We start from the raw sequence: 20,414 nt of genomic DNA on the forward strand, positions 1-20,414 counted from the left end.
CGTCAGAGCAGGTCACGACAGCGAATCGACAGCCAAGCTTTCACCTTGCCCCTACCTGGCTGACGCACGTGGCTTGCGGCATGCGGGCTATCTCGTTATAAGTCCGGGCATCTTTCGACTCGCCAGAAGGCCCATCGCACCACCATGAGCCAAGCCGACCTCCTCGCCCAAGACCCCGTATTCCAGCTCAAGGGCAGCATGCTCGCCATCACTGTGATGGAACTGGCGCACAACGACCTCGAACGCCTCGACGCGCAACTGACGGAAAAAGTCGCCCAAGCCCCAGCCTTCTTCAGCAACACGCCGCTGGTGCTGGCGCTGGACAAATTGCCGGAGGGCGAAGGCGAGCTGGACCTGGCCGAGCTGATGGCCGTCTGCCGCCGCCACGGCCTGCGTACCCTGGCCATCCGCGCCTCACGTGAAAGCGACGTTGCCGCGGCCGAAGCCATGGATCTGCCAGTACTGCCGCCATCCGGCGCACGCGAACGCCCTCTCGATCCAGCGCCGAAAAAAATCGAAGAAAAGCCCGCCGAACCCGAGCACAAACCCAGCCGCATCATCACCAGCCCGGTGCGCGGCGGGCAGCAGGTCTATGCCCAGGGTGGCGATCTGATCGTGCTGGCGCCGGTCAGCGCCGGAGCGGAACTTCTCGCCGATGGCAACATCCATGTTTACGCGCCCATGCGCGGCCGCGCCCTCGCGGGCATCAAGGGCAACACCAAGGCACGGATTTTCTGTCAGCAAATGGGCGCCGAAATGCTGTCGATCGCCGGCCATTACAAGGTCGCCGAAGACCTGCGCCGCGACCCGCTGTGGGGCGATGCGATACAGGTCAGTCTGTCGGGTGACGTGTTGAACATCACCCGCCTTTAACGGATACTTCCGCCACTTTTTACGGACACAAAAAGGGCATCTGGAAGCCTCGAATGGCCTCAGATTCCCGCGTTTTTTAATTTTTTGGGGTGAATCACCTTGGCCAAGATCCTCGTAGTCACTTCCGGCAAAGGTGGCGTCGGTAAAACCACCACCAGCGCTGCCATCGGTACCGGTCTCGCCCTGCGCGGCCACAAGACCGTCATCGTCGACTTCGACGTCGGCCTGCGTAACCTCGACCTGATCATGGGCTGCGAACGCCGAGTGGTGTACGACTTCGTCAACGTCGTCAATGGCGAAGCCACCCTGACCCAGGCCCTGATCAAGGACAAGCGCCTCGAGAACCTCTACGTGCTGGCCGCCAGCCAGACCCGTGACAAGGACGCCCTGACTCTGGAAGGCGTCGAGAAGGTCATCTCCGAGCTGTCGCAGAATTTCGAATACGTGGTCTGCGACTCGCCTGCTGGTATCGAGAAGGGTGCACACCTGGCGATGTATTTCGCCGACGAAGCCATCGTCGTGACCAACCCGGAAGTGTCCTCGGTACGTGACTCCGACCGCATGCTCGGCCTGCTGGCGAGCAAGTCGCGCCGCGCCGAGAAAGGCGAAGAGCCGATCAAGGAACATCTGCTGCTGACCCGCTACAACCCCGAGCGTGTCACCAAGGGCGAAATGCTCGGCGTCGAAGACGTCGAGGAAATCCTCGCCATCCGCCTGCTCGGCGTGATCCCCGAATCCCAGGCCGTGCTCAAGGCATCCAACCAGGGCATCCCGGTCATCCTTGATGACCAGAGCGATGCCGGCCAGGCCTACAGCGACGCTGTTGATCGCCTGCTTGGCAAGGAAGTCGCGCACCGCTTCCTGGATGTGAAGAAGCAGGGCTTCCTGCAGCGCCTGTTTGGAGGTCGAGAATGAATATTTTTGACTTCTTGCGTTCGCGCAAGAAGGAAACCACCGCATCCATCGCCAAAGAGCGCCTGCAGATCATCGTTGCCCACGAACGTGGCCAGCGTACTCAGCCGGACTACCTGCCTGCCCTGCAGCAGGAGTTGGTGGAAGTGATCCGCAAGTACGTCAACATCGACTCTGACCAGGTACAGGTTGCACTGGAAAACCAGGGCAGCTGCTCGATTCTGGAGCTGAACATTACCCTGCCGGATCGCTGAAAAATCTATTTGGACTTGCTGCGCGTCGGCCCTGCTGCGTTAAAAACAGACTCGGCAAGCCGCTTGCGGCTAACGCGCTTCAGCGCGGCCCGAAGGGCGAGCGAAGCGAGTAATGCTCATGTAAATCCGCTTCCTCGCCTGTTTTTGCCTTGCATGGCTCTAGCTCGCAGCGCCCAAGATAGATTTTTAACCGGATCATGCGAATGGCGGCCTTACGGCCGCCATTCGCTTTTATCGCCCAATCCAACCAGAACGCCCCATGCCGCTAAGTCAGATCGAAATTCTCCACCAGGACGCCGCCCTGCTGGTGATCAACAAGCCCACCCTGCTGCTGTCGGTGCCTGGCCGCGCCGATGACAACAAGGATTGCCTGGTCACCCGCCTGCAGGAAAACGGCTACCCCGAGGCGCGCATCGTCCATCGGCTGGACTGGGAGACCTCCGGCATCATCGTCCTGGCCCGCGATGCCGACAGCCACCGCGAGCTGTCGCGCCAGTTCCACGACCGCGAAACCGAGAAGGCCTACACCGCCCTGTGCTGGGGCCAGCCGCAGGCCGATAGCGGCAGCATCGATCTGCCGCTGCGCTATGACCCGCCGACCAAACCACGCCACGTCGTCGATCACGAACTGGGCAAGCATGCCCTGACCCACTGGCGCATCGTCGAGCGCTGCGGCGACTGGTGCCGTGTCGAGCTCACTCCGATCACCGGCCGCTCGCACCAATTGCGCGTGCATATGCTGTCCATCGGTCATCCGCTGCTGGGCGATCGTCTCTACGCCCATCAGCAGGCCCTGGCAGCCCATGAACGGCTGTGCCTGCACGCCAGCATGCTCGCCCTCACCCATCCGCAAACGGGCGAACGTCTGCGCTTCGAATGCTCGGCGCCGTTCTGATAACTCCCGCCCCTCACGCCCCGTAGGGTGCGTAATGCGCACCAGCAAAGGCGACGGGGCAATCTCAGTCAGCAAACGCGCAGCTCACCCTACCCGCATATAGTCTGAAACTATCGCCCCAAACAAGTGCGCAGCCGGCACAGCGCGATGCAAATTGGTTACACTCGCGCCATCGTTGCCCGGAGTCCCTATGCGCGAAGAACTGATCCAAGGCTTGCTCGATTTTCTCAACGCCTCGCCGACGCCTTTCCATGCCACCACCAGCCTGGCCATGCGCCTGGAAGCCGCGGGTTACCGCCATCTAGACGAACGCGCGCCCTGGCAGACCGAAGCCGGCGGCCGCTACTACGTGACCCGCAACGACTCCTCGATCATCGCTTTCAAGCTGGGCAAGCGCCCGGCCGTCGACGGCGGCATTCGCCTGGTCGGTGCACATACCGACAGCCCCTGCCTGCGCGTCAAGCCAAACCCGGAACTACAGCGCCAGGGCTTCTTCCAGCTCGGCGTGGAAGTCTACGGCGGCGCCCTGCTCGCCCCCTGGTTCGACCGTGACCTGTCGCTGGCTGGCCGCGTGACCTACCGCCGCGACGGCAAGGTCGAAAGCCAACTGATCGACTTCTACCAGCCCATCGCCGTGATCCCCAGCCTGGCCATCCACCTCAACCGCGAGGCTAACCAGGGCTGGGCGATCAACCCGCAGAACGAGCTACCACCGATCCTGGCCCAACTGGCCAGCAGCGAAACCGCCGACTTCCGCGCGCTGCTCGCCGAGCAGTTGGCCATGGAGCACGACTTCAACCCGGACGCGGTGCTGGACTATGAACTGAGCTTCTACGACACCCAGAGCGCTGCCATCGTCGGCCTCAACCAGGATTTCATCGCCAGCGCACGCCTGGACAACCTGCTGTCCTGCTACGCCGGCCTGCAGGCGCTGATCGAATCCGATGACGAGGAAACCTGCGTACTGGTCTGCACCGACCACGAAGAAGTCGGCTCCTGCTCCGCCTGTGGCGCCGACGGCCCCTTCCTCGAACAGGTGCTGCGCCGCGTGCTGCCGGAAGGCGACGCCTTCGTCCGCGCCATCCAGCGCTCGTTGTTGGTGTCGGCCGACAACGCCCATGGCGTACATCCGAACTACGCCGACAAGCACGACGGCAACCACGGACCCAAACTCAACGCCGGCCCGGTGATCAAGATCAACAGCAACCAGCGCTACGCCACCAACAGCGAGACCGCCGGTTTCTTCCGCCACCTGTGCCTGGAAAACGAAGTGCCGGTGCAGAGTTTCGTGGTACGCAGCGACATGGGCTGCGGCTCGACCATCGGCCCGATCACCGCCAGCCAGCTCGGCGTGCGCACGGTCGACATCGGCCTGCCCACCTTCGCCATGCACTCGATCCGCGAACTGGCCGGCAGCCATGATCTGGATCACCTGGTGAAAGTGCTGACCGCCTTCTATTCCAGCCCTGAACTCCCTTGAGGTTCTGAGACGCGATGATCGAACATATCCGCAACAGCCTGCAGGAAGCCCAGCGCGCGCTGGAGGCCTTCCTTGCCAACGAGCAGACCCTGGGCAACATCCAGAAGGCAGCCGAACTGCTGGTCGAGAGCTTCGAGAACAAGGGCAAGGCCTTTTCCTGTGGTAATGGCGGCTCGATGTGCGACGCCATGCACTTCGCCGAGGAACTGACCGGGCGCTACCGCAAGAACCGTCCCGGCATCGCCGCCGTGTCGATCAGCGACCCCAGCCATATCAGCTGCGTGGCCAATGACTTTGGCTATGATTTCATCTTCTCGCGCTACATCGAGTCTCACGGCCGCGCAGGTGACGTGCTGATCGCCATCAGCACCAGCGGCAAGAGCCCCAACGTGGTGAAAGCCGCCGAAGCGGCCAAGACGTTAGGCGTGAAGGTGATCGCCCTGACCGGCAAGCCCGGCTCGCTGCTGGAAAGCCTGGCCGACGTGTGCATCTGTGCCCCTGGCGGCGACTTCGCCGACCGCGTGCAGGAACTGCACATCAAGACCCTGCACATCCTCATCGAGCTGATCGAGCGCAAGCTGAGCCCGCAGAACTACGCCTGAGAATGGGTAGGGTGGGCCGGGCGGCGATCCGCTTCAGCCCATCGTCGGCTTAAATGACATGTGGGCTGACTGGCGGGCTGAAGCCCACCCTACTCGATTGAGCGATCTTCGGCGTTGCGCCAATGCTGGGTTACGCCGCTGCTGATGTGGTGGCGTGTTCAACAAGGTGACAGGCGCCACTCTCCTGAACTGCCAGCCCTGTAGGAGCGAGTCAGGCGGCGCGCAGGCGTTTCGGGGTCAGGCCCATATAGCGGCGCATGGCCGTGGTCAGCGCACTCTGGCTGGAGAAACCGCATTCCTCGGCGATACGCACCAATGGCAGATTGCTTTCGCGCAGCATGCGCGCGGCGCGGTCCAGGCGGGTCTGGAGCAGATACTGGTGCGGCGTGAGGCCGACGCTGTCCTTGAACTGGGCATGGAAGTGGCTGGGGCTCAGGCACATTTCGTGTGCCAGCTCGGCGACACTGATGCGCCGCGCCAGATGCTCACCGATGTAATCATCCAGGCGCTGCAGGTCCATTGCCCCTTGCGGCTGCCTGCGCTGCTCGCCGAACAGGCGCAGATGCAGAGCGCGGAGCAACACGCCGCCAAGCGAGCGTGCCAGAATCGAGTCGCTGCCATAGCGCTCCAGCTCCGCGCCGGCATAGGTCAGCAGGTGCTGGAAATCGACATCGAGGGCGGGATAGCGAGGCGTTTCGAACAGACGGTGGAGCAGTTCCAGGTCTTCGCTGGGGGTGTCCTGCTCGTCCAGATCGAGGATCAGCATGCGGTTGTCCCCCATGCCAGCGAACTGGTGAGCGGCATCGCCCGGTACCAGGCAGGCACGCATGCGGCAGACTTCTCCACCACGACCGCCGACTTCGAATTCGGCGCGGCCGACCAGAGACATCACCAGTTGATGATGATCATGGGCATGTTCATGGGCCTGTTCATCCAGGCGGATCACACGGGCTTGCAACATCGCAAAAGACTGGCGGCACGAAACAAGGGTTGCACTTTACTCCTTTCCAACAGAAAACGCCGCAACCACCCATCAGCGAAATGGTTGCACCTATAGCAACCCATGCACCAAATCGCATCTCCGAATACCCGCTGGCTCCATTACCGTGCACCCTATCAACCCCACTGAACCGCATTATGTAGCCTCGGGAAAATGGCAGGAGAGTTGCTTCGCTCCTCTCTAACGATCATGACAAGCGAACCTCAATGAGCAATGCCGCCCTCATTTTTCTGACCCTGCTGGTCGCGTTGCTCACACTTAGCTACTGGCTCACCCACCGCGCGGAAAATCGCCAGTTGAGAGCCAGCAAGCAGGCGGACACCAGGATCGTGCAGCGCTGCCTCGACCTGCTTCAGGCCTTGCAGCAACATCGCGGATTGGGCGCACAGCTGGATGCCGCGAGCCTTGCGCAGCGCAATGCGCAGGCGCAGCAGTTGGACCAGCTTTGGCTCGACTGGCCCGGCGCCGATATGCAACTACCACCTCTGCAGCAACAGTGGCCGCAGTTGCGCCGCAAACCCGCCGACTTCGCTGCCCACTGCCGACTGATCGAGGCACTGCTGACGGTGATCGAACAACTCGAAGACCGCCTCTACCGTCAGCATCACCCCAGAATTCGCGGGCTCGGTGAGGCCTGCCGCGCGCTGGAGGACCTTGCCAGGCTGCGCGGCCTGGCGGTACGCGCGGCCAATTACGAACGCTGCCCGCCCGGCCTGCAGATGCAACTACGCTTTCTCTGCAAGCGCATGCTCGATCAGGAGCAGGACTCGCATCTGCTCGCACTGATCGAGCGCCTGCAGAGTGATCTGATCGAGCCCGCGCAGATTCGCCTGGCGCCCGGTGAGTGCTTCGCCCTGCTCACCCCACTGATCGAACAGCGCCTGCAGGGCATTCGTCTGAGCCTCGATTGAAACGTTGAAAAAAACCCGCAGTCGCCCCATGTAGCAACCAATGTGCAAGCAAAGGTGCTCCATGAACGATCAGGACATCCACTCCGAAGCTGTCGACGACAACGTGCAATCCACCACCGGCCTGGTGCTGCCCGCACAAAGGCTGCCGGACAAGCTCTATATCATCCCAATCAACAATCGCCCGCTCTTCCCCGCGCAGGTATTGCCGGTGATCGTCAACGAGCACCCTTGGGGGCGCACGCTCAAGCGCGTGGACAACACCGAACACAAATGCCTGGCGGTGTTCTACGTCGACAACCCACCGGACGAGCATGGCGAGTTCGATCTCGATAGCCTGCCCGAGCACGGCACCCTGGTGCGCGTGCACCACGTCAGCGAGGAAGGCGGCAAGCTGCAGTTCGTCGCCCAGGGCCTGACCCGCGTGCGCATTCGTGGCTGGCTCAGCCGCCGTGGCCCCTACCTGGCCGAAGTCGAATACCCGCAGCCACCGGCCTACCCGCGCGACGAGGTCAAGGCCTATGGCATGGCGCTGATCAACGCAATCAAGGAGCTGCTGCCGCTCAACCCGCTGTACAGCGAAGAGTTGAAGAATTACCTCAATCGTTTCAGTCCCAACGAGCCGTCACCGCTCACCGACTTCGCCGCCGCCCTGACCACTGCCTCCGGCCATGAACTACAGGAAGTGCTGGACACCGTGCCCATGCTCAAGCGCATGGAGAAGGTGCTGCCGCTACTGCGCAAGGAGGTCGAGGTCGGTCGTTTGCAGAAAGAACTGTCGGCCGAGGTGAACAAGCAGATTGGCGAACGCCAGCGCGAGTTCTTCCTCAAGGAGCAGCTCAAGCTGATCCAGAAGGAGCTGGGTCTCAGCAAGGACGACAAGAGCGCGGATCGCGAAGAATTCCTCGCCCGCCTCGAAGGCAAGACCCTGCCTGCGCAGGCGCAGAAGCGCATCGACGAGGAGCTGAACAAGCTGTCGATCCTCGAAGCCGGCTCGCCTGAGTACGCCGTCACGCGCAACTATCTGGACTGGTCCACCGCCCTGCCCTGGGGCATTCATGGCCAGGACAAGCTCGACCTGGGCCACGCGCGCAAGGTGCTGGACAAGCACCACGCCGGCATGGACGACATCAAAGAGCGCATCACCGAGTTCCTGGCCGTCGGCGCCTTCAAGGGCGAGATCGCCGGCTCCATCGTGCTGCTGGTCGGCCCACCTGGCGTGGGCAAGACCAGTATCGGCAAATCCATCGCCGAATCGCTCGGCCGGCCGTTCTACCGTTTTTCGGTGGGCGGTATGCGTGACGAGGCGGAGATCAAGGGCCATCGCCGTACCTACATCGGCGCGATGCCCGGCAAGCTGGTGCAGGCGCTGAAGGAAGCCGAGGTGATGAACCCGGTGATCATGCTCGACGAGATCGACAAGATGGGCACCAGCTACCAGGGCGACCCGGCCTCGGCGCTGCTGGAGACCCTCGATCCGGAGCAGAACGTCGAGTTCCTCGACCACTACCTGGATCTGCGCCTGGACCTGTCCAAGGTACTGTTCGTCTGCACCGCCAACACTCTCGACTCCATTCCCGGCCCGCTGCTCGACCGCATGGAAGTGATCCGCCTGTCCGGCTATATCACCGAGGAAAAACTGGCCATCGCCAAGCGCCACCTGTGGCCCAAGCAGTTGGAAAAAGCCGGCGTGCCGAAAGCCCGCCTGTCCATCAGCGATGCAGCGCTGCGTACGGTGATCGAAGGCTATGCCCGTGAAGCCGGCGTGCGTCAGCTGGAGAAACAGCTGGGCAAGCTGGTGCGCAAGTCGGTGGTGAAGCTGCTGGACGATCCCGAAGCGAAGATTCGCATTGGCGCCAAGGATCTTGAGCAAGCCCTCGGCATGCCGGTATTCCGCAATGAGCGCGTACTGGCCGGCACCGGGGTGATTACCGGTCTGGCCTGGACCAGCATGGGCGGCGCCACCCTGCCGATCGAAGCAACGCGCATCCATACGCTCAATCGCGGCTTCAAGCTCACCGGCCAGCTCGGCGAAGTGATGAAGGAATCGGCGGAGATCGCCTACAGCTACGTCAGCTCGCACCTCAAGCAGTTCGGCGGCGATCCGACCTTCTTCGACCAGGCCTTCGTCCACCTGCATGTACCGGAAGGGGCCACGCCCAAGGATGGCCCCAGTGCCGGCATCACCATGGCCAGCGCCCTGCTTTCGCTGGCGCGCAACCAGGCGCCGAAGAAAGGTGTGGCCATGACCGGCGAGCTGACCCTCACTGGCCAGGTGCTGCCCATCGGCGGCGTACGCGAGAAAGTGATCGCGGCGCGGCGGCAGAAGATCCATGAACTGATCCTGCCGGAGGCCAATCGCGGCAGCTACGAGGAACTGCCGGACTACCTCAAGGAAGGCATTACCGTGCACTTCGCCAAGCGCTACAGCGACGTGGCCAAGGTGTTGTTCGACTAGACAGGCAGATGTGGGATCGGGCTTTGCTCGCGAAGCTTTTCAGCCTCGCCGCTATTCGCGAGCAGAGCTCGCTCCCACAGCAAACCACGCATCTCCACGGTCGCCACCGACAGGTCTATGCCGCTATGCTGGGCCAGGTTTCGTCGACTGGAGTTCGCCATGCACGCCACCTTGCGCCTGCTTATCCTGCCCGCCCTGGCCCTGCTTACGGCCTGTGCCCATCAATCCGGCACGCTGGAACTGAAGAAGGATCGGCAGTGCCCGCTGACGCTGAACAAGGGTCAGCAACTGATTCTCAGCCTACCCAGCAACCCCACCACCGGTTTTCGCTGGGACGTGCGTGATGCTGCGCCGGGCGTGCTGCAGAGCCTCGGCCCCGAGGTCTACAGCAACCCGGAAGACGCCGGGCTGGTGGGTGCTGGCGGCATCTCCACCTGGCGTTTTACCGCGCGCGAGCCAGGCGAAGGCCGGCTGCTGCTGACCTACCAGCAGCCCTGGGAACCGAACGTGCCGCCAGCGGAAACCTTCGAGTGTGAAGTGCGGGTTAAGTGACCTGAAGTGCTTCTATGGGAGGGGCTTTAGCCGCGACGACTCGAAATCAGTCGCCGCTAAAGCGCCTCCCACGGTTCCGTGCCACCATCTATCCATTGGGGGGTTTCACCCGCCCTACAGGCTGCAAACGAACAAGGGGCGCATGATGCGCCCCCATCATTTCTATCGTTTCGCGGCTGAAGCCGCTCCTACAATCAGAGGCGTACGCGACCTATGTAGGAGCGGCTTCAGCCGCGAATGGCCTCAGCTCTTGAGCCGGTAACCGGTCTTGAAGATCCAGCCCACCAGCAGAATGCATAGCGCCAGGAAGCCCAGCACCATCGCCAGGCTGACGCCGACATTGACGTCCGACACGCCATAGAAGCTCCAGCGGAAGGCGCTGATCAGGTACACAACCGGGTTGAATAGGGTCACCGTCTGCCAGGCTGGCGGCAGCATGCTGATCGAATAGAAGGCGCCGCCGAGGAAGGTCAATGGCGTGACGATCAGTGCCGGGACGATCTGCAGCTTCTCCCAGCCATCGGCCCAGACGCCGATGATGAAGCCGAACAGGCTGAAGGTCAGCGCCGTCAGTACAAGGAACGCCGCCATCCAGATCGGATGCTGAATCTCGAAATCGACGAACAACCGCGCGGTGAGCAGGATGATCAGACCGAGGATCACCGACTTGGTCGCCGCCGCGCCGACATAACCGATCAGAATTTCCAGATAGGACACCGGCGCCGACAGCAGCTCGTAGATACTTCCGGAATACTTGGGCATGTAGATGCCGAACGAGGCATTGGAAATGCTTTCGGTCAGCAGCGCCAGCATGATCAGGCCGGGAATGATGAAAGCGCCGTAGCTCACGCCCTGCACCTGGGTCATGCTCGAACCGATGGCCGAGCCGAACACCACAAAATACAGCGAGGTACTGATCACCGGCGTGGCAATGCTCTGCAGCAGGGTGCGCCAGGTGCGCGCCAGCTCGAACAGGTAGATGGCCTTGATGGCGTACAGGTTCATGCGCGTGACTCCTCCAGCAGTGACACGAAAATCTCCTCCAGCGAACTCTGGCTCGACTGCAGATCCTTGAAGTCGATGCCGTGCTGAGCCAGGTCGCGCAGCAGTTCGGCGATGCCGGTGTTCTCATGCTGGGCATCGAAGGTGAACACCAGAACATGACCCTGATCGGCCAGTTCCAGGCCGTAGCGCGACAGCTCGGCCGGCACGCAGGACAACGGCTGCTGCAGGTGCAGGGTCAGCTGCTTCTTGCCCAGCTTGTGCATCAGCACCTGCTTGTCTTCCACCAGGATGATGCGGCCCTTGCTGATCACCCCGATGCGGTCGGCCATTTCCTCGGCCTCCTCGATGTAGTGGGTGGTCAGGATGATGGTCACGCCGCGCTCACGCAGGCGCCGCACCATGTTCCACATGTCGCGGCGCAGCTCCACGTCGACGCCAGCGGTGGGCTCGTCGAGAAAGAGAATCTTCGGTTCGTGGGAGAGCGCCTTGGCGATCATCACTCGGCGCTTCATGCCGCCGGACAGCTCCATGATCTTGGCGTTGCGTTTGTCCCATAGCGACAGATCCTTGAGCAACTGCTCCAGGTAGGCCGGGTCGGGCTTCTTGCCGAACAGACCGCGGCTGAACTTTACCGTCGCCCAGACGGTTTCGAACACGTCGCTGACCAGTTCCTGTGGCACCAGACCGATCTGCGAGCGGGCCGCGCGGTAGTCACGGACGATGTCCTTGCCGCCGACCAGCACCTTGCCCTCGCCAGGATTGACGATGCCGCAGATGATGCTGATCAGGGTGGTCTTGCCCGCGCCGTTGGGGCCGAGCAAGGCGAAAATCTCGCCCTGGCGAATGTCCAGGTCGATGCCTTGCAGCGCCGGATGCCCGGACGCATAGATCTTGTTCAGTTGCTGGATGGAGATGACCGACTGCACGGTGGATGGCCCCTTGCCTGCGGAAAACGAAACAGTTTACAGGGCATGAGGCACCGACATCAGCGCGCGGAAGAAAAAACGGCGCACTTGTGGTGCGCCGGGGATGCTGCAGGTGAGGTAGAAACGATTACAGCGCTTGTGGCGATGTAACGATAGGCCAGGCGGCAGCGCCGCCCGGCGTATTCGGTGGCGAGTGGGATCAGAGCGGCGTCAGCAACTCGCCGGTGGCGATGAAGGCGCGCAGGTTGTCCATCACCAGATCGGCCATCTGCTGGCGCGTCTCGAGACTGGCGCTGCCAACGTGCGGCAACAGCACCACGTTGTCCAGTTCGCGCAGCGCCGCCGGTACCTGAGGCTCACGCTCGAAAACGTCCAGCCCGGCACCGCCGATCACCTTCTGCTGCAACGCCGTGATCAGGGCGGCCTCATCGACCACCGAGCCACGTGCGACGTTGACCAGAAAGCCATCCGGACCGAGTGCTTCGAGCACCTCGGCATTGATCAGGTGATGGGTGGCCTTGCCGCCCGGGCAAGTCAGCACCAGGAAGTCCGCCCAGCGCGCCAGCGCCAGTAGATCCGGCTCGTGCTGGAAAGGGCTGCCCTCGACCGCACGGCGATTGTGGTAACGCACCGGCATGGAGAAACCGGAGGCGCGCAAGGCCACTGCCTCGCCGATGCGGCCAAGGCCGACGATACCCAGGCGCTTGCCGCTGACCCGACGCGCCAACGGGAAACCCGTAGTGCTGCTCCAGGCACCGCTGCGCACGAAGCGATCGGCCTCGGACAGGCGCCGCGCGCTATCGATCATCAGGCCCATGGCCAGGTCGGCGACGCAGTCGTTGAGCACGTCCGGCGTGGTGCTGAGCACGATGCCGCGATCACGCAGCAGATCCAGCGGATAGGGATCGTAGCCCACGCCGAAGCTGCAGATGGCGCGCAGATTCGGCAGCAGCGCGAGCTGGTCAGCCGTACAGCCGAAGCGTGCTGAGGACACCATATAGATGAACTGCTCGCCGTGCTCGCGCAGGAACGCCAGCGGCTCGGCCTGTTGCCACAGCGCACTGACCTCGTATTGCTCGGCCAGCTCGCGGTTGAAACGCTCGCTCAGCGGGCCGATCTGCAGCACCTTGGGTTTGCTCATGGAACCTCCTGTTTGGATCGTGCGATTTACCAGGCTGTTGAAAAACTACCTGCGTTGCCAATGCTGCGTTAAATACAGGCTCAAAATGCTCATTTACAGCTCGTAAACTCCGCTTTTTCGCCTGTATTTGCCTTGCACTGGCTACCTCGCCTACGTTTTTCAACGGCCTGCTACAGCAATTTGCCCGGGTTCATCAGCCCAGCCGGATCCAGCGCCTGCTTGACGCGGGCCATCAACTCCAGCTCCAGCGGCGCCTTGTAGTGCTGCGCGGCCAGGCGCTTGGACTGTCCCAGGCCATGTTCAGCGCTGATGCTGCCGGCATAGCGCAGGGTCTGGTCGTAGATCACGCGCATGATCGCCTCGGCCTGCGCCTTGAACGCGACATCCTCGGCGCCGATTGGCTTGCTGATGTTGTAATGCAGGTTGCCGTCGCCGACGTGCCCGTAGGCCACGATGCGCACACCGGGGAAGGCCTGCTGCAGTGCGGCATCGGTAAGTTCGATGAAGTCGGGAATACGGCTGACCGGCACGCTGATGTCGTGCTTGAGGCTCGGCCCTTCGTGGTTCTGCGCCTCCGAGATGCCTTCACGCAACGCCCACAAGGCGCGCACCTGCGCGTCGCTGGCGGCGACCACGGCATCCAGCGCCACGCCCTGTTCGAAGGCAGCACCGAGGCCCTCTTCCAGCAACTCGTTCAAGGGCGCGTTGGGCTGGGTGTCACTCAGCTCGATCAGCACGTACCAGGGATGCGTGTCGGCGAAGGGATCGCTGACACCGGCGACATGGCGCAGGACGAACTCGACGCTTTGCCGCGACATCAGTTCGAAGCCGGTCAGGCGGTCGCCACACAGCCCGCGCATCTGCCCGATCAGCTCGACCGCTGCCTGCGGACTGGGCAGCGCCACCCAGGCGGTGGTCAGGCTGCGCACGGCGGGGAACAACTTGAGCACGGCGGCGGTAATGATGCCCAGGGTGCCCTCGCTGCCGATGAACAGGTGCTTGAGGTCGTAGCCGGTATTGTCCTTGCGCAACCCGCGCAGGCCGTCCCAGATACGCCCATCGGGCAACACCACTTCCAGCCCCAGGGTCAGGTCGCGCATGTTGCCGTAACGCAGCACCGCGGTGCCGCCGGCATTGGTCGCCAGGTTGCCACCAACCGTGCAACTGCCCTCGGCGCCCAGCGACAGCGGGAACAGCCGGCCGACTTCGACGGCAGCCTCCTGCAACTGCTGCAGGATCACCCCCGCTTCGACGGTGATGGTTTCATTACCCACGTCCACTGCACGGATACGCTTCATGCGCGTCAGCGACAGCACGACCTGCGCGCCAGAGTCATCCGGGATCGAGCCGCCGCACAGGCCGGTATTGCCGCCTTGAGGCACCAGGGCGACGCCGGCCTGCGCGCACAGCCGTACCACGGCAGCAACCTCCTCGGTCGACGCCGGGCGCAGCACGGCAGCTGCCTGGCCACGGTAGGCGCCGCGCCAGTCGCTCAGGTAACTCTGCATACGCTCGGCGTCAGTGATCAGACCAGCCTCGCCGACCGCCTCGCGCAACGCCTGGAGCAGATCATCGGACAGGCCACTCATCTCAGGTCACCGGCGCCGGGTTGAACAGCACCAGATCGTTGTGCAGGCGCAGATGCTCAGCGCAGGTCTGCTTGCGACCGCTGGCCACATCCAGATAGAGCTGGAAGATATGCCAGCCCATTTGCTCCAGCGTCATGCGCCCGGAAACGATCTGCCCGGCGTCGACGTCGATCAGATCCGGCCAGCGCTCGGCCAGTTGGGTGCGTGTGGCCACCTTGATCACCGGCACCATGGACAGGCCATAGGGCGTGCCGCGACCGGTGGTGAAGATGTGCAGGTTCATGCCCGCCGCCAGTTGCAGGGTGCCGCAGATGAAGTCGCTGGCCGGCGTGGCGCAGAACCACAGACCCTTGCCACGAATGCGCTCGCCCGGTGCGACCACGCCGGCGATGGGGCTGTTGCCGGACTTGGCAATGGAACCCATGGCCTTCTCGACGATATTGTTCAGCCCGCCCTTCTTGTTGCCCGGCGTGGTGTTGGCACTGCGGTCGGCCATGCCGCGCGCAAGGTAGCGGTCGTACCAGTCCATCTCGCGGATCAGCGCATCGGCCACCTCGACGCTGGCGGCGCGCGGCGTGAGCAGGTGAATGCCGTCACGCACTTCGGTGTTCTCGGAGAACATCACGGTGGCGCCGGCGCGCACCAGCAGGTCGGCAGCCACACCGAGCGCCGGGTTGGCGGTGATCCCGGAGAAGGCATCGCTGCCGCCGCACTGCATGCCAATCACCAGCTCAGACGCCGGTACGGTCTCGCGGCGACGCTGGTCGAGCACCTGCAGGCGCTCCTCGATCATGCCCATGATCTGCTCGACCATGCCGGTGAAGCCGGTGCCGGAATCCTGCAGGCGGAACAGCCAATCTTCCTCGTCCATGCCGTTGGTGAGCTGGTCGCCATCCATCAACTGGTTGGCCTGCAGCTTCTCGCAGCCGAGGCTGATCACCAGCGCCTGGCCACCCAGGTTGGGGTTGCGGCTGATGTTGTACAGCGTGCGGATCGGCACCACCGCGTCCGGCGCGTTGATCGCCACGCCGCAACCGTAGCTGTGCGACAGCGCCACCACGTCGTCGACGTTGGGGTATTTGGGCAGGATTTCCTTGCGCACGCGCTCGACCACGTGATCGAGCACGCCGACCACGCACTGCACGGTGGTGGTCACGCCGAGGATGTTACGGGTGCCGACGCTGCCGTCCGGGTTGCGGAAGCCTTCGAAGGTGTAGCCCTCCAGCGGCTCGCCGGGTGCGGTCTTGATGGTCGCCTTGGGCAGGTTGTCCAGTACTGGCGGCTCGGGCATGCGCAGCACCTGCTCGGTGACCCAGCTGCCGGCGGCGATGGGTTTCAGCGCATAGCCGATGACCTCGCCATAACGCACCACCTCGCCGCCTTCGGCGATATCCACCAGCGCCACCTTGTGGCTCTGCGGGATGCCTTCGATAGCCGTCAGGCCATCGTCGAACTGGCCGCCCGCGGCAACGCCCTGGTCATTGACCACCACGCCGACGCTGTCGCTCGGGTGCAGGCGGATGTAACGGGGCGAATCCTGATGGGGAATCAACTGCATGACGCTTGCTCCTGTTGTGCGTTCAGGATGCCGAGCCAGACGCAGCGTCCAGCTCGACCCTGTGAATACGGCCGACGATCAAGCCGAAGCTCACGACCGCCAGCAGGGAATTGAGACCAACATAGGCCAATGCCCAATCGAATGATCCGGTACGGCTGACCAGGTAGCCGATAACGATAGGTGTGGTGATCGCTGCCAGGTTACCGAAGGTGTTGAACAGCCCGCCGGACAAGCCAAGGATCTGCCGGGGCGAAGTGTCGGCCACCAGCGTCCAGCCCAGCGAGCCGAGGCCCTTGCCGAAGAAGGCCAGGGCCATCAGCGCCATCACGGCCGTGTCGCTCTCGACGAAAATGCACAGCACCACGGCGCTCGACAGCAGCAGACCGAACACCATCGGCAGCTTGCGCGCCAGGGTCAGCGAGTGACCGCGACGCAACATGCCATCGGACAGCAGCCCGCCGAGCACGCCACCGGCGCAACCGCTTATGGCCGGCAAGGCAGCAGCGAAACCGGCGCCGAGAATGCTCATGCCGCGTGCCTGCACCAGGTAGACCGGAAACCAGGTGAGAAAGAAATAGGTAATGGCGTTGTTGCAGTACTGGCCAAGATAGATGCCGATCATCGTGCGCTGGCGCAGCAGCAGGCCCAGGTAGCGCCACTGCGAACCGCCATCACCGCTACGCTGCCCTTCCAGATCGATCAGCGCCCCGCCCTGCTCCAGATGTTCCAGCTCGGCCGCTTCGATACGCGGGTGCTGACGCGGGCCATGCAGCTGCTTCAACCACAGCAGCGACAGCGCCAGCCCAAGACAACCGAGCACGATGAACACAGATTGCCATCCCATCGCCTGCACCACCCAGCCCATTAACGGTGCGAATAGCGCCGTGGCGGCATACTGCGCCGAACTGGAGATGGCCGTGGCGGTGGCGCGCTCAGCGGTAGGAAACCAAGAGGCGATGATGCGCGCATTGCCGGGAAAGCACGGCGCACTGGCAAAGCCCACCAACAGCCGCAGCAGAAACATCGAGGTCACGGCCCAGGTACCCGGCAGCCAGCCGACGAAACCCTGCAACAGGGTCAGCGCCGACCAGACGAACAACGCCAGGGTGTACACCGGCTTGGTGCCGAAGCGATCGAACAACCAACCGCCGGGAATCTGCCCGATCACGTAGGCCCAGCCGAACGCCGAGAAGATGTAGCCGAGCGTCACCGCGTCGATGCCCAGGCCGGCCTGCATCGCCGAACCGGCAACGGACAGACTGGAGCGATCGGCGAAGGTGATGGTGGTGACCAGAAACAGCATCAACAAGATGCTGTAGCGCACACGACCCGGTTTGGCATCTGGCATCGGCAAGGCTCGCGAGACAGCAGGAAAGGCTCAGCCGGTAAGGCCGTAGGGTGGGCTAAAACGGAACGCCGCCCGGCCCACCCTACAAAGCCACAGTACGGCGTCGGGCTCGGCTCAACGAACCAGGCAGGGCTTCTTGTTATTGAAAGTCCAGTTGGGGATCAGGTACTGCATGGCAATGGCGTCGTCACGCGCGCCCAGGCCCTTGGTCTGGTACAGCTCGTGCGCCTTGGCCAGCGCGTCCCAATCCAGCTCGACGCCGAGACCCGGCGTTTTCGGCACCTGCACCAGACCGCCCTCGATGCGCAGCGGGTTGCGCGTCAGGTACTGGCCGTCCTGCCAGATCCAGTGGGTATCGATGGCAGTGACGCGACCCGGCGCCGCCGCGGCGACGTGGGTGAACATGGCCAGGGAGATGTCGAAGTGGTTGTTGGAGTGCGAACCCCAGGTCAGGCCCCAGTCGTTGCACATCTGCGCCACGCGTACCGAACCGGCCATGGTCCAGAAGTGCGGGTCGGCCAGCGGGATATCCACCGATTGCAGGGAGATGGTGTGGCCCATCTGCCGCCAGTCGGTAGCGATCATGTTGGTCGCAGTCGGCAGGCCGGTGGCACGGCGGAACTCGGCCATCACTTCACGACCAGAGTAGCCGTTCTCGGCGCCGCACGGGTCTTCGGCATAGGCCAGCACGCCATGCAGGTCGCGGCACAGGGCAATGGCCTCATCCAGCGACCAGCCGCCATTGGGGTCCAGCGTCACACGAGCCTCAGGGAAGCGCGCGGCCAGGGCGCGGATCGCCTCGACTTCGGCTTCGCCATGCAGCACACCGCCCTTGAGTTTGAAATCGTTGAAGCCATAACGCGCATGCGCGGCCTCGGCCTGGCGGACGATGGTTTCCGGAGTCAGCGCGGTCTGGTTGCGCACGCGCTCCCAGGTGTCATCGGCATCGCGCTCATCGCGGTAGCCGAGATCGGTCTTGTCCTTGTCACCGACGAAGAACAGATAACCGAGCATTTCCACCGCATCGCGCTGCTGGCCTTCGCCGAGCAGTGCAGCCACCGGCACACCGAGGTGCTGGCCGAGCAGGTCGAGCAACGCGGACTCCAGCGCGGTGACGGCGTGAATGGTGATGCGCAGATCGAAAGTCTGCAGGCCGCGACCGCCGGAATCACGATCGGCGAAGGCGCGGCGTACCTGGTTGAGCAATGCGTTGTAGTTGCCGACCGGCTGGCCGACGAGGATCGAGCGGGCGTCGTCGAGGGTCTTGCGAATGCCCTCGCCGCCGGGGACTTCGCCGACACCGACGTGGCCGGCGCTGTCCTTGAGAATGAGGATATTGCGGGTGAAATACGGGCCGTGGGCACCGCTCAGATTGAGCAGCATGCTGTCTTGACCGGCGACCGGTACGACTTGCAGCTCGGTGATCAGCGGAGTGCCGACAGCGGCAGGAATCTGTGAAGTCATGAGCGTTACCCTGTTGTTCTTATGCGGGTTCGACAATGGTTCAACGCCGGCGCGCCGGGACTTCCGGGGCGCGGCCAGGCCGCTCGCAGGCGCGAGCGGCCCTTTTCGGTATTACTGCGCGCCTTGGGCTTCGATCAGCTTGGCCAGGGCTTCGTACTCGTCCGGCAGCAGATCGGTCAGCGGTGCGCGAACCGGACCGGCGTCGTAACCGACGATCTTGGCGCCGGCCTTGACGATGCTCACGGCATAGCCGGCCTTGCGGTTACGGATGTCCAGGTACGGCAGGAAGAAATCATCGATCAGCTTGCCAACGGTGGCGTGATCTTCCGCGGCGATGGCGCGGTAGAAGTCCATGGCGGTTTTCGGGATGAAGTTGAACACGGCCGAGGAGTAGACCGGCACACCCAGCGCCTTGTAGGCCGCAGCATAGACTTCAGCGGTCGGCAGGCCGCCGAGGTAGGTCAGACGCTCGCCCAGGCGGCGGCGGATCGACACCATCAGCTCGATGTCGCCCAGGCCATCCTTGTAACCGATCAGGTTCGGGCAACGCTCGGCCAGTTGCTCCAGCAGGTTGGCGTTGAGACGGCAGACGTTACGGTTGTAGATCACCACGCCGATCTTCACCGACTTGCACACCTGCTCGACGTGAGCGGCAACGCCGTCCTGCGAGGCTTCGGTCAGGTAGTGCGGCAGCAACAGCAGGCCCTTGGCGCCCAGGCGCTCGGCTTCCTGCGCCATCTGGATGGCAACGCGGGTCGGGCCGCCAACACCAGCCAGGATAGGCACGGAATTCTCGCAGGTATCCACGGCGGTCTTGATCACGGCGCTGTATTCGTCCGGCGCCAGGGAGAAGAATTCGCCAGTACCACCGGCTGCGAACAGGGCGGAAGCACCGTAAGGCGCCAGCCACTCGAGGCGGCGCACATAGCCCGCCTGATTGAAATCACCGGCAGCATCGAAGTCGGTTACCGGGAAAGACAGCAGACCGGAGGAGAGGATGGACTTAAGTTCTTGTGGATTCATTATGCGAACACCCTGTTAAAGCGAGTTGTGAGGAATGACGTCAGCCGTAGCTGTAGAGATACGTTATCGTACAACAACAAAAAAAACACCAGTTTTTGTATTACCCGTTCGTCGAAGTTTTTATCGCCTTCGCCCAGCCTGCCCGCAAAACCGCTGCGTAAGCGTGAAAGCTCAGCGTAGAGCAGGCTCCATCATGGCGCCAGAAGAGATGGCAGCGCAATCATCATTAACCATGAGCAGCGTTGACAGGCCAGGAACAGGCTGGTACTAATTTCACCAAGTCATACGACAACCTATGACATTCCAATAAAAACAAACGAGGCCCTGGTCATGTCACAGACCTTCACTGCCGCCCCACCCTGCCATCGTGCCGACCATCGCACCGATGTCAGCAGCCGCCTGAACAGCGCAATCCGCGCAGGCCTC

The 20,414-nt window shown here is 63.0% G+C and carries 19 protein-coding genes; 9 read left to right on the forward strand and 10 right to left on the reverse strand.

The features are described 5' to 3' along the window. The first annotated feature begins 144 nt into the window (after window positions 1-144). From minC to lpcA, 6 genes are all read left to right on the forward strand, one after another. Complete coding sequence (gene minC / locus CXP40_RS06445) at window positions 145-873, forward strand: septum site-determining protein MinC (RefSeq protein WP_106733111.1); 729 nt, start codon at window positions 145-147, stop codon at window positions 871-873. A gap of 99 nt (window positions 874-972) precedes the next feature. Next, window positions 973-1,788, forward strand: coding sequence for a septum site-determining protein MinD (gene minD, locus CXP40_RS06450; RefSeq protein WP_037003648.1), 816 nt, complete (start codon window positions 973-975; stop codon window positions 1,786-1,788). Further along, window positions 1,785-2,039, forward strand: coding sequence for a cell division topological specificity factor MinE (minE, locus tag CXP40_RS06455; protein ID WP_004423407.1), 255 nt, complete (start codon window positions 1,785-1,787; stop codon window positions 2,037-2,039). The genes minD and minE overlap by 4 nt, the downstream gene beginning before the upstream one ends. Window positions 2,040-2,298: 259 nt before the next feature. After that, window positions 2,299-2,934 (forward strand): RluA family pseudouridine synthase, encoded by a 636-nt coding sequence (locus tag CXP40_RS06460; RefSeq protein WP_106733112.1) that lies wholly within the window; start codon window positions 2,299-2,301, stop codon window positions 2,932-2,934. Between the two features lie 190 nt (window positions 2,935-3,124). After that, window positions 3,125-4,414 carry a M18 family aminopeptidase gene (locus CXP40_RS06465; protein ID WP_106733113.1) on the forward strand — a complete coding sequence of 430 codons (1,290 nt, stop codon included), beginning with the start codon at window positions 3,125-3,127 and terminating at the stop codon, window positions 4,412-4,414. Window positions 4,415-4,428: 14 nt separating this feature from the next. Further along, on the forward strand, window positions 4,429-5,016 hold the full coding sequence (lpcA, locus tag CXP40_RS06470; RefSeq protein WP_037003644.1) for a D-sedoheptulose 7-phosphate isomerase: 588 nt from the start codon (window positions 4,429-4,431) through the stop codon (window positions 5,014-5,016). A gap of 211 nt (window positions 5,017-5,227) precedes the next feature. Here the strand turns inward: lpcA and CXP40_RS06475 are convergent, their stop codons facing one another. Further along, the gene (locus CXP40_RS06475) at window positions 5,228-5,977 is read right to left on the reverse strand and encodes an AraC family transcriptional regulator (RefSeq protein WP_106733114.1); all 750 of its coding nucleotides are present in this window, start codon (window positions 5,975-5,977) and stop codon (window positions 5,228-5,230) included. 245 nt (window positions 5,978-6,222) lie between these two features. On the opposite strand from CXP40_RS06475, the gene CXP40_RS06480 reads away from it, so the two are divergent. Beyond that, complete coding sequence (locus tag CXP40_RS06480; RefSeq protein WP_106733115.1) at window positions 6,223-6,927, forward strand: hypothetical protein; 705 nt, start codon at window positions 6,223-6,225, stop codon at window positions 6,925-6,927. Window positions 6,928-6,988: 61 nt separating this feature from the next. After that, the gene (lon, locus tag CXP40_RS06485) at window positions 6,989-9,382 is read left to right on the forward strand and encodes an endopeptidase La (protein ID WP_106733116.1); all 2,394 of its coding nucleotides are present in this window, start codon (window positions 6,989-6,991) and stop codon (window positions 9,380-9,382) included. Here the strand turns inward: lon and CXP40_RS23635 are convergent. Further along, window positions 9,379-9,543: a hypothetical protein gene (locus CXP40_RS23635; RefSeq protein ID WP_157831680.1), complete on the reverse strand. Its 165-nt coding sequence runs from the start codon at window positions 9,541-9,543 to the stop codon at window positions 9,379-9,381. The two genes, lon and CXP40_RS23635, sit on opposite strands and share 4 nt — an antisense overlap. Between CXP40_RS23635 and CXP40_RS06490 the strand changes: the two genes are divergently transcribed. After that, entirely contained in the window at window positions 9,542-9,934 is a 393-nt protein-coding gene (locus CXP40_RS06490; protein ID WP_106733117.1) for a protease inhibitor I42 family protein, read from the forward strand. The genes CXP40_RS23635 and CXP40_RS06490 overlap by 2 nt on opposite strands. 243 nt (window positions 9,935-10,177) lie before the next feature. Here the strand turns inward: CXP40_RS06490 and CXP40_RS06495 are convergent, their stop codons facing one another. From CXP40_RS06495 to kdgD, 8 genes are all read right to left on the reverse strand, one after another. Next, complete coding sequence (locus tag CXP40_RS06495) at window positions 10,178-10,939, reverse strand: ABC transporter permease (RefSeq protein ID WP_017678012.1); 762 nt, start codon at window positions 10,937-10,939, stop codon at window positions 10,178-10,180. After that, complete coding sequence (locus CXP40_RS06500) at window positions 10,936-11,865, reverse strand: ABC transporter ATP-binding protein (RefSeq protein WP_106733118.1); 930 nt, start codon at window positions 11,863-11,865, stop codon at window positions 10,936-10,938. Before CXP40_RS06500 ends, CXP40_RS06495 begins: the two co-directional genes overlap by 4 nt. Window positions 11,866-12,064: 199 nt before the next feature. Beyond that, window positions 12,065-13,006, reverse strand: coding sequence for a 2-hydroxyacid dehydrogenase (locus CXP40_RS06505; RefSeq protein ID WP_106733119.1), 942 nt, complete (start codon window positions 13,004-13,006; stop codon window positions 12,065-12,067). 170 nt (window positions 13,007-13,176) lie between these two features. Further along, window positions 13,177-14,595 (reverse strand): FAD-binding oxidoreductase, encoded by a 1,419-nt coding sequence (locus CXP40_RS06510; RefSeq protein WP_106733120.1) that lies wholly within the window; start codon window positions 14,593-14,595, stop codon window positions 13,177-13,179. A 1-nt stretch (window position 14,596) separates the two neighbouring features. Beyond that, window positions 14,597-16,153 carry a galactarate dehydratase gene (gene garD / locus CXP40_RS06515; RefSeq protein ID WP_106733121.1) on the reverse strand — a complete coding sequence of 519 codons (1,557 nt, stop codon included), beginning with the start codon at window positions 16,151-16,153 and terminating at the stop codon, window positions 14,597-14,599. A gap of 22 nt (window positions 16,154-16,175) precedes the next feature. Beyond that, complete coding sequence (locus tag CXP40_RS06520; RefSeq protein WP_106733122.1) at window positions 16,176-17,501, reverse strand: MFS transporter; 1,326 nt, start codon at window positions 17,499-17,501, stop codon at window positions 16,176-16,178. Between the two features lie 114 nt (window positions 17,502-17,615). Continuing rightward, window positions 17,616-18,965 carry a glucarate dehydratase gene (gene gudD, locus CXP40_RS06525; protein WP_099522247.1) on the reverse strand — a complete coding sequence of 450 codons (1,350 nt, stop codon included), beginning with the start codon at window positions 18,963-18,965 and terminating at the stop codon, window positions 17,616-17,618. A 111-nt stretch (window positions 18,966-19,076) separates the two neighbouring features. Beyond that, on the reverse strand, window positions 19,077-19,988 hold the full coding sequence (gene kdgD / locus CXP40_RS06530; RefSeq protein ID WP_106733123.1) for a 5-dehydro-4-deoxyglucarate dehydratase: 912 nt from the start codon (window positions 19,986-19,988) through the stop codon (window positions 19,077-19,079). Between the last annotated feature and the right edge of the window lie 426 nt (window positions 19,989-20,414).

The organism is Pseudomonas sp. YY-1 (genome assembly GCF_002843095.1).
Lineage (GTDB): Bacteria > Pseudomonadota > Gammaproteobacteria > Pseudomonadales > Pseudomonadaceae > Aquipseudomonas > Aquipseudomonas sediminis_A.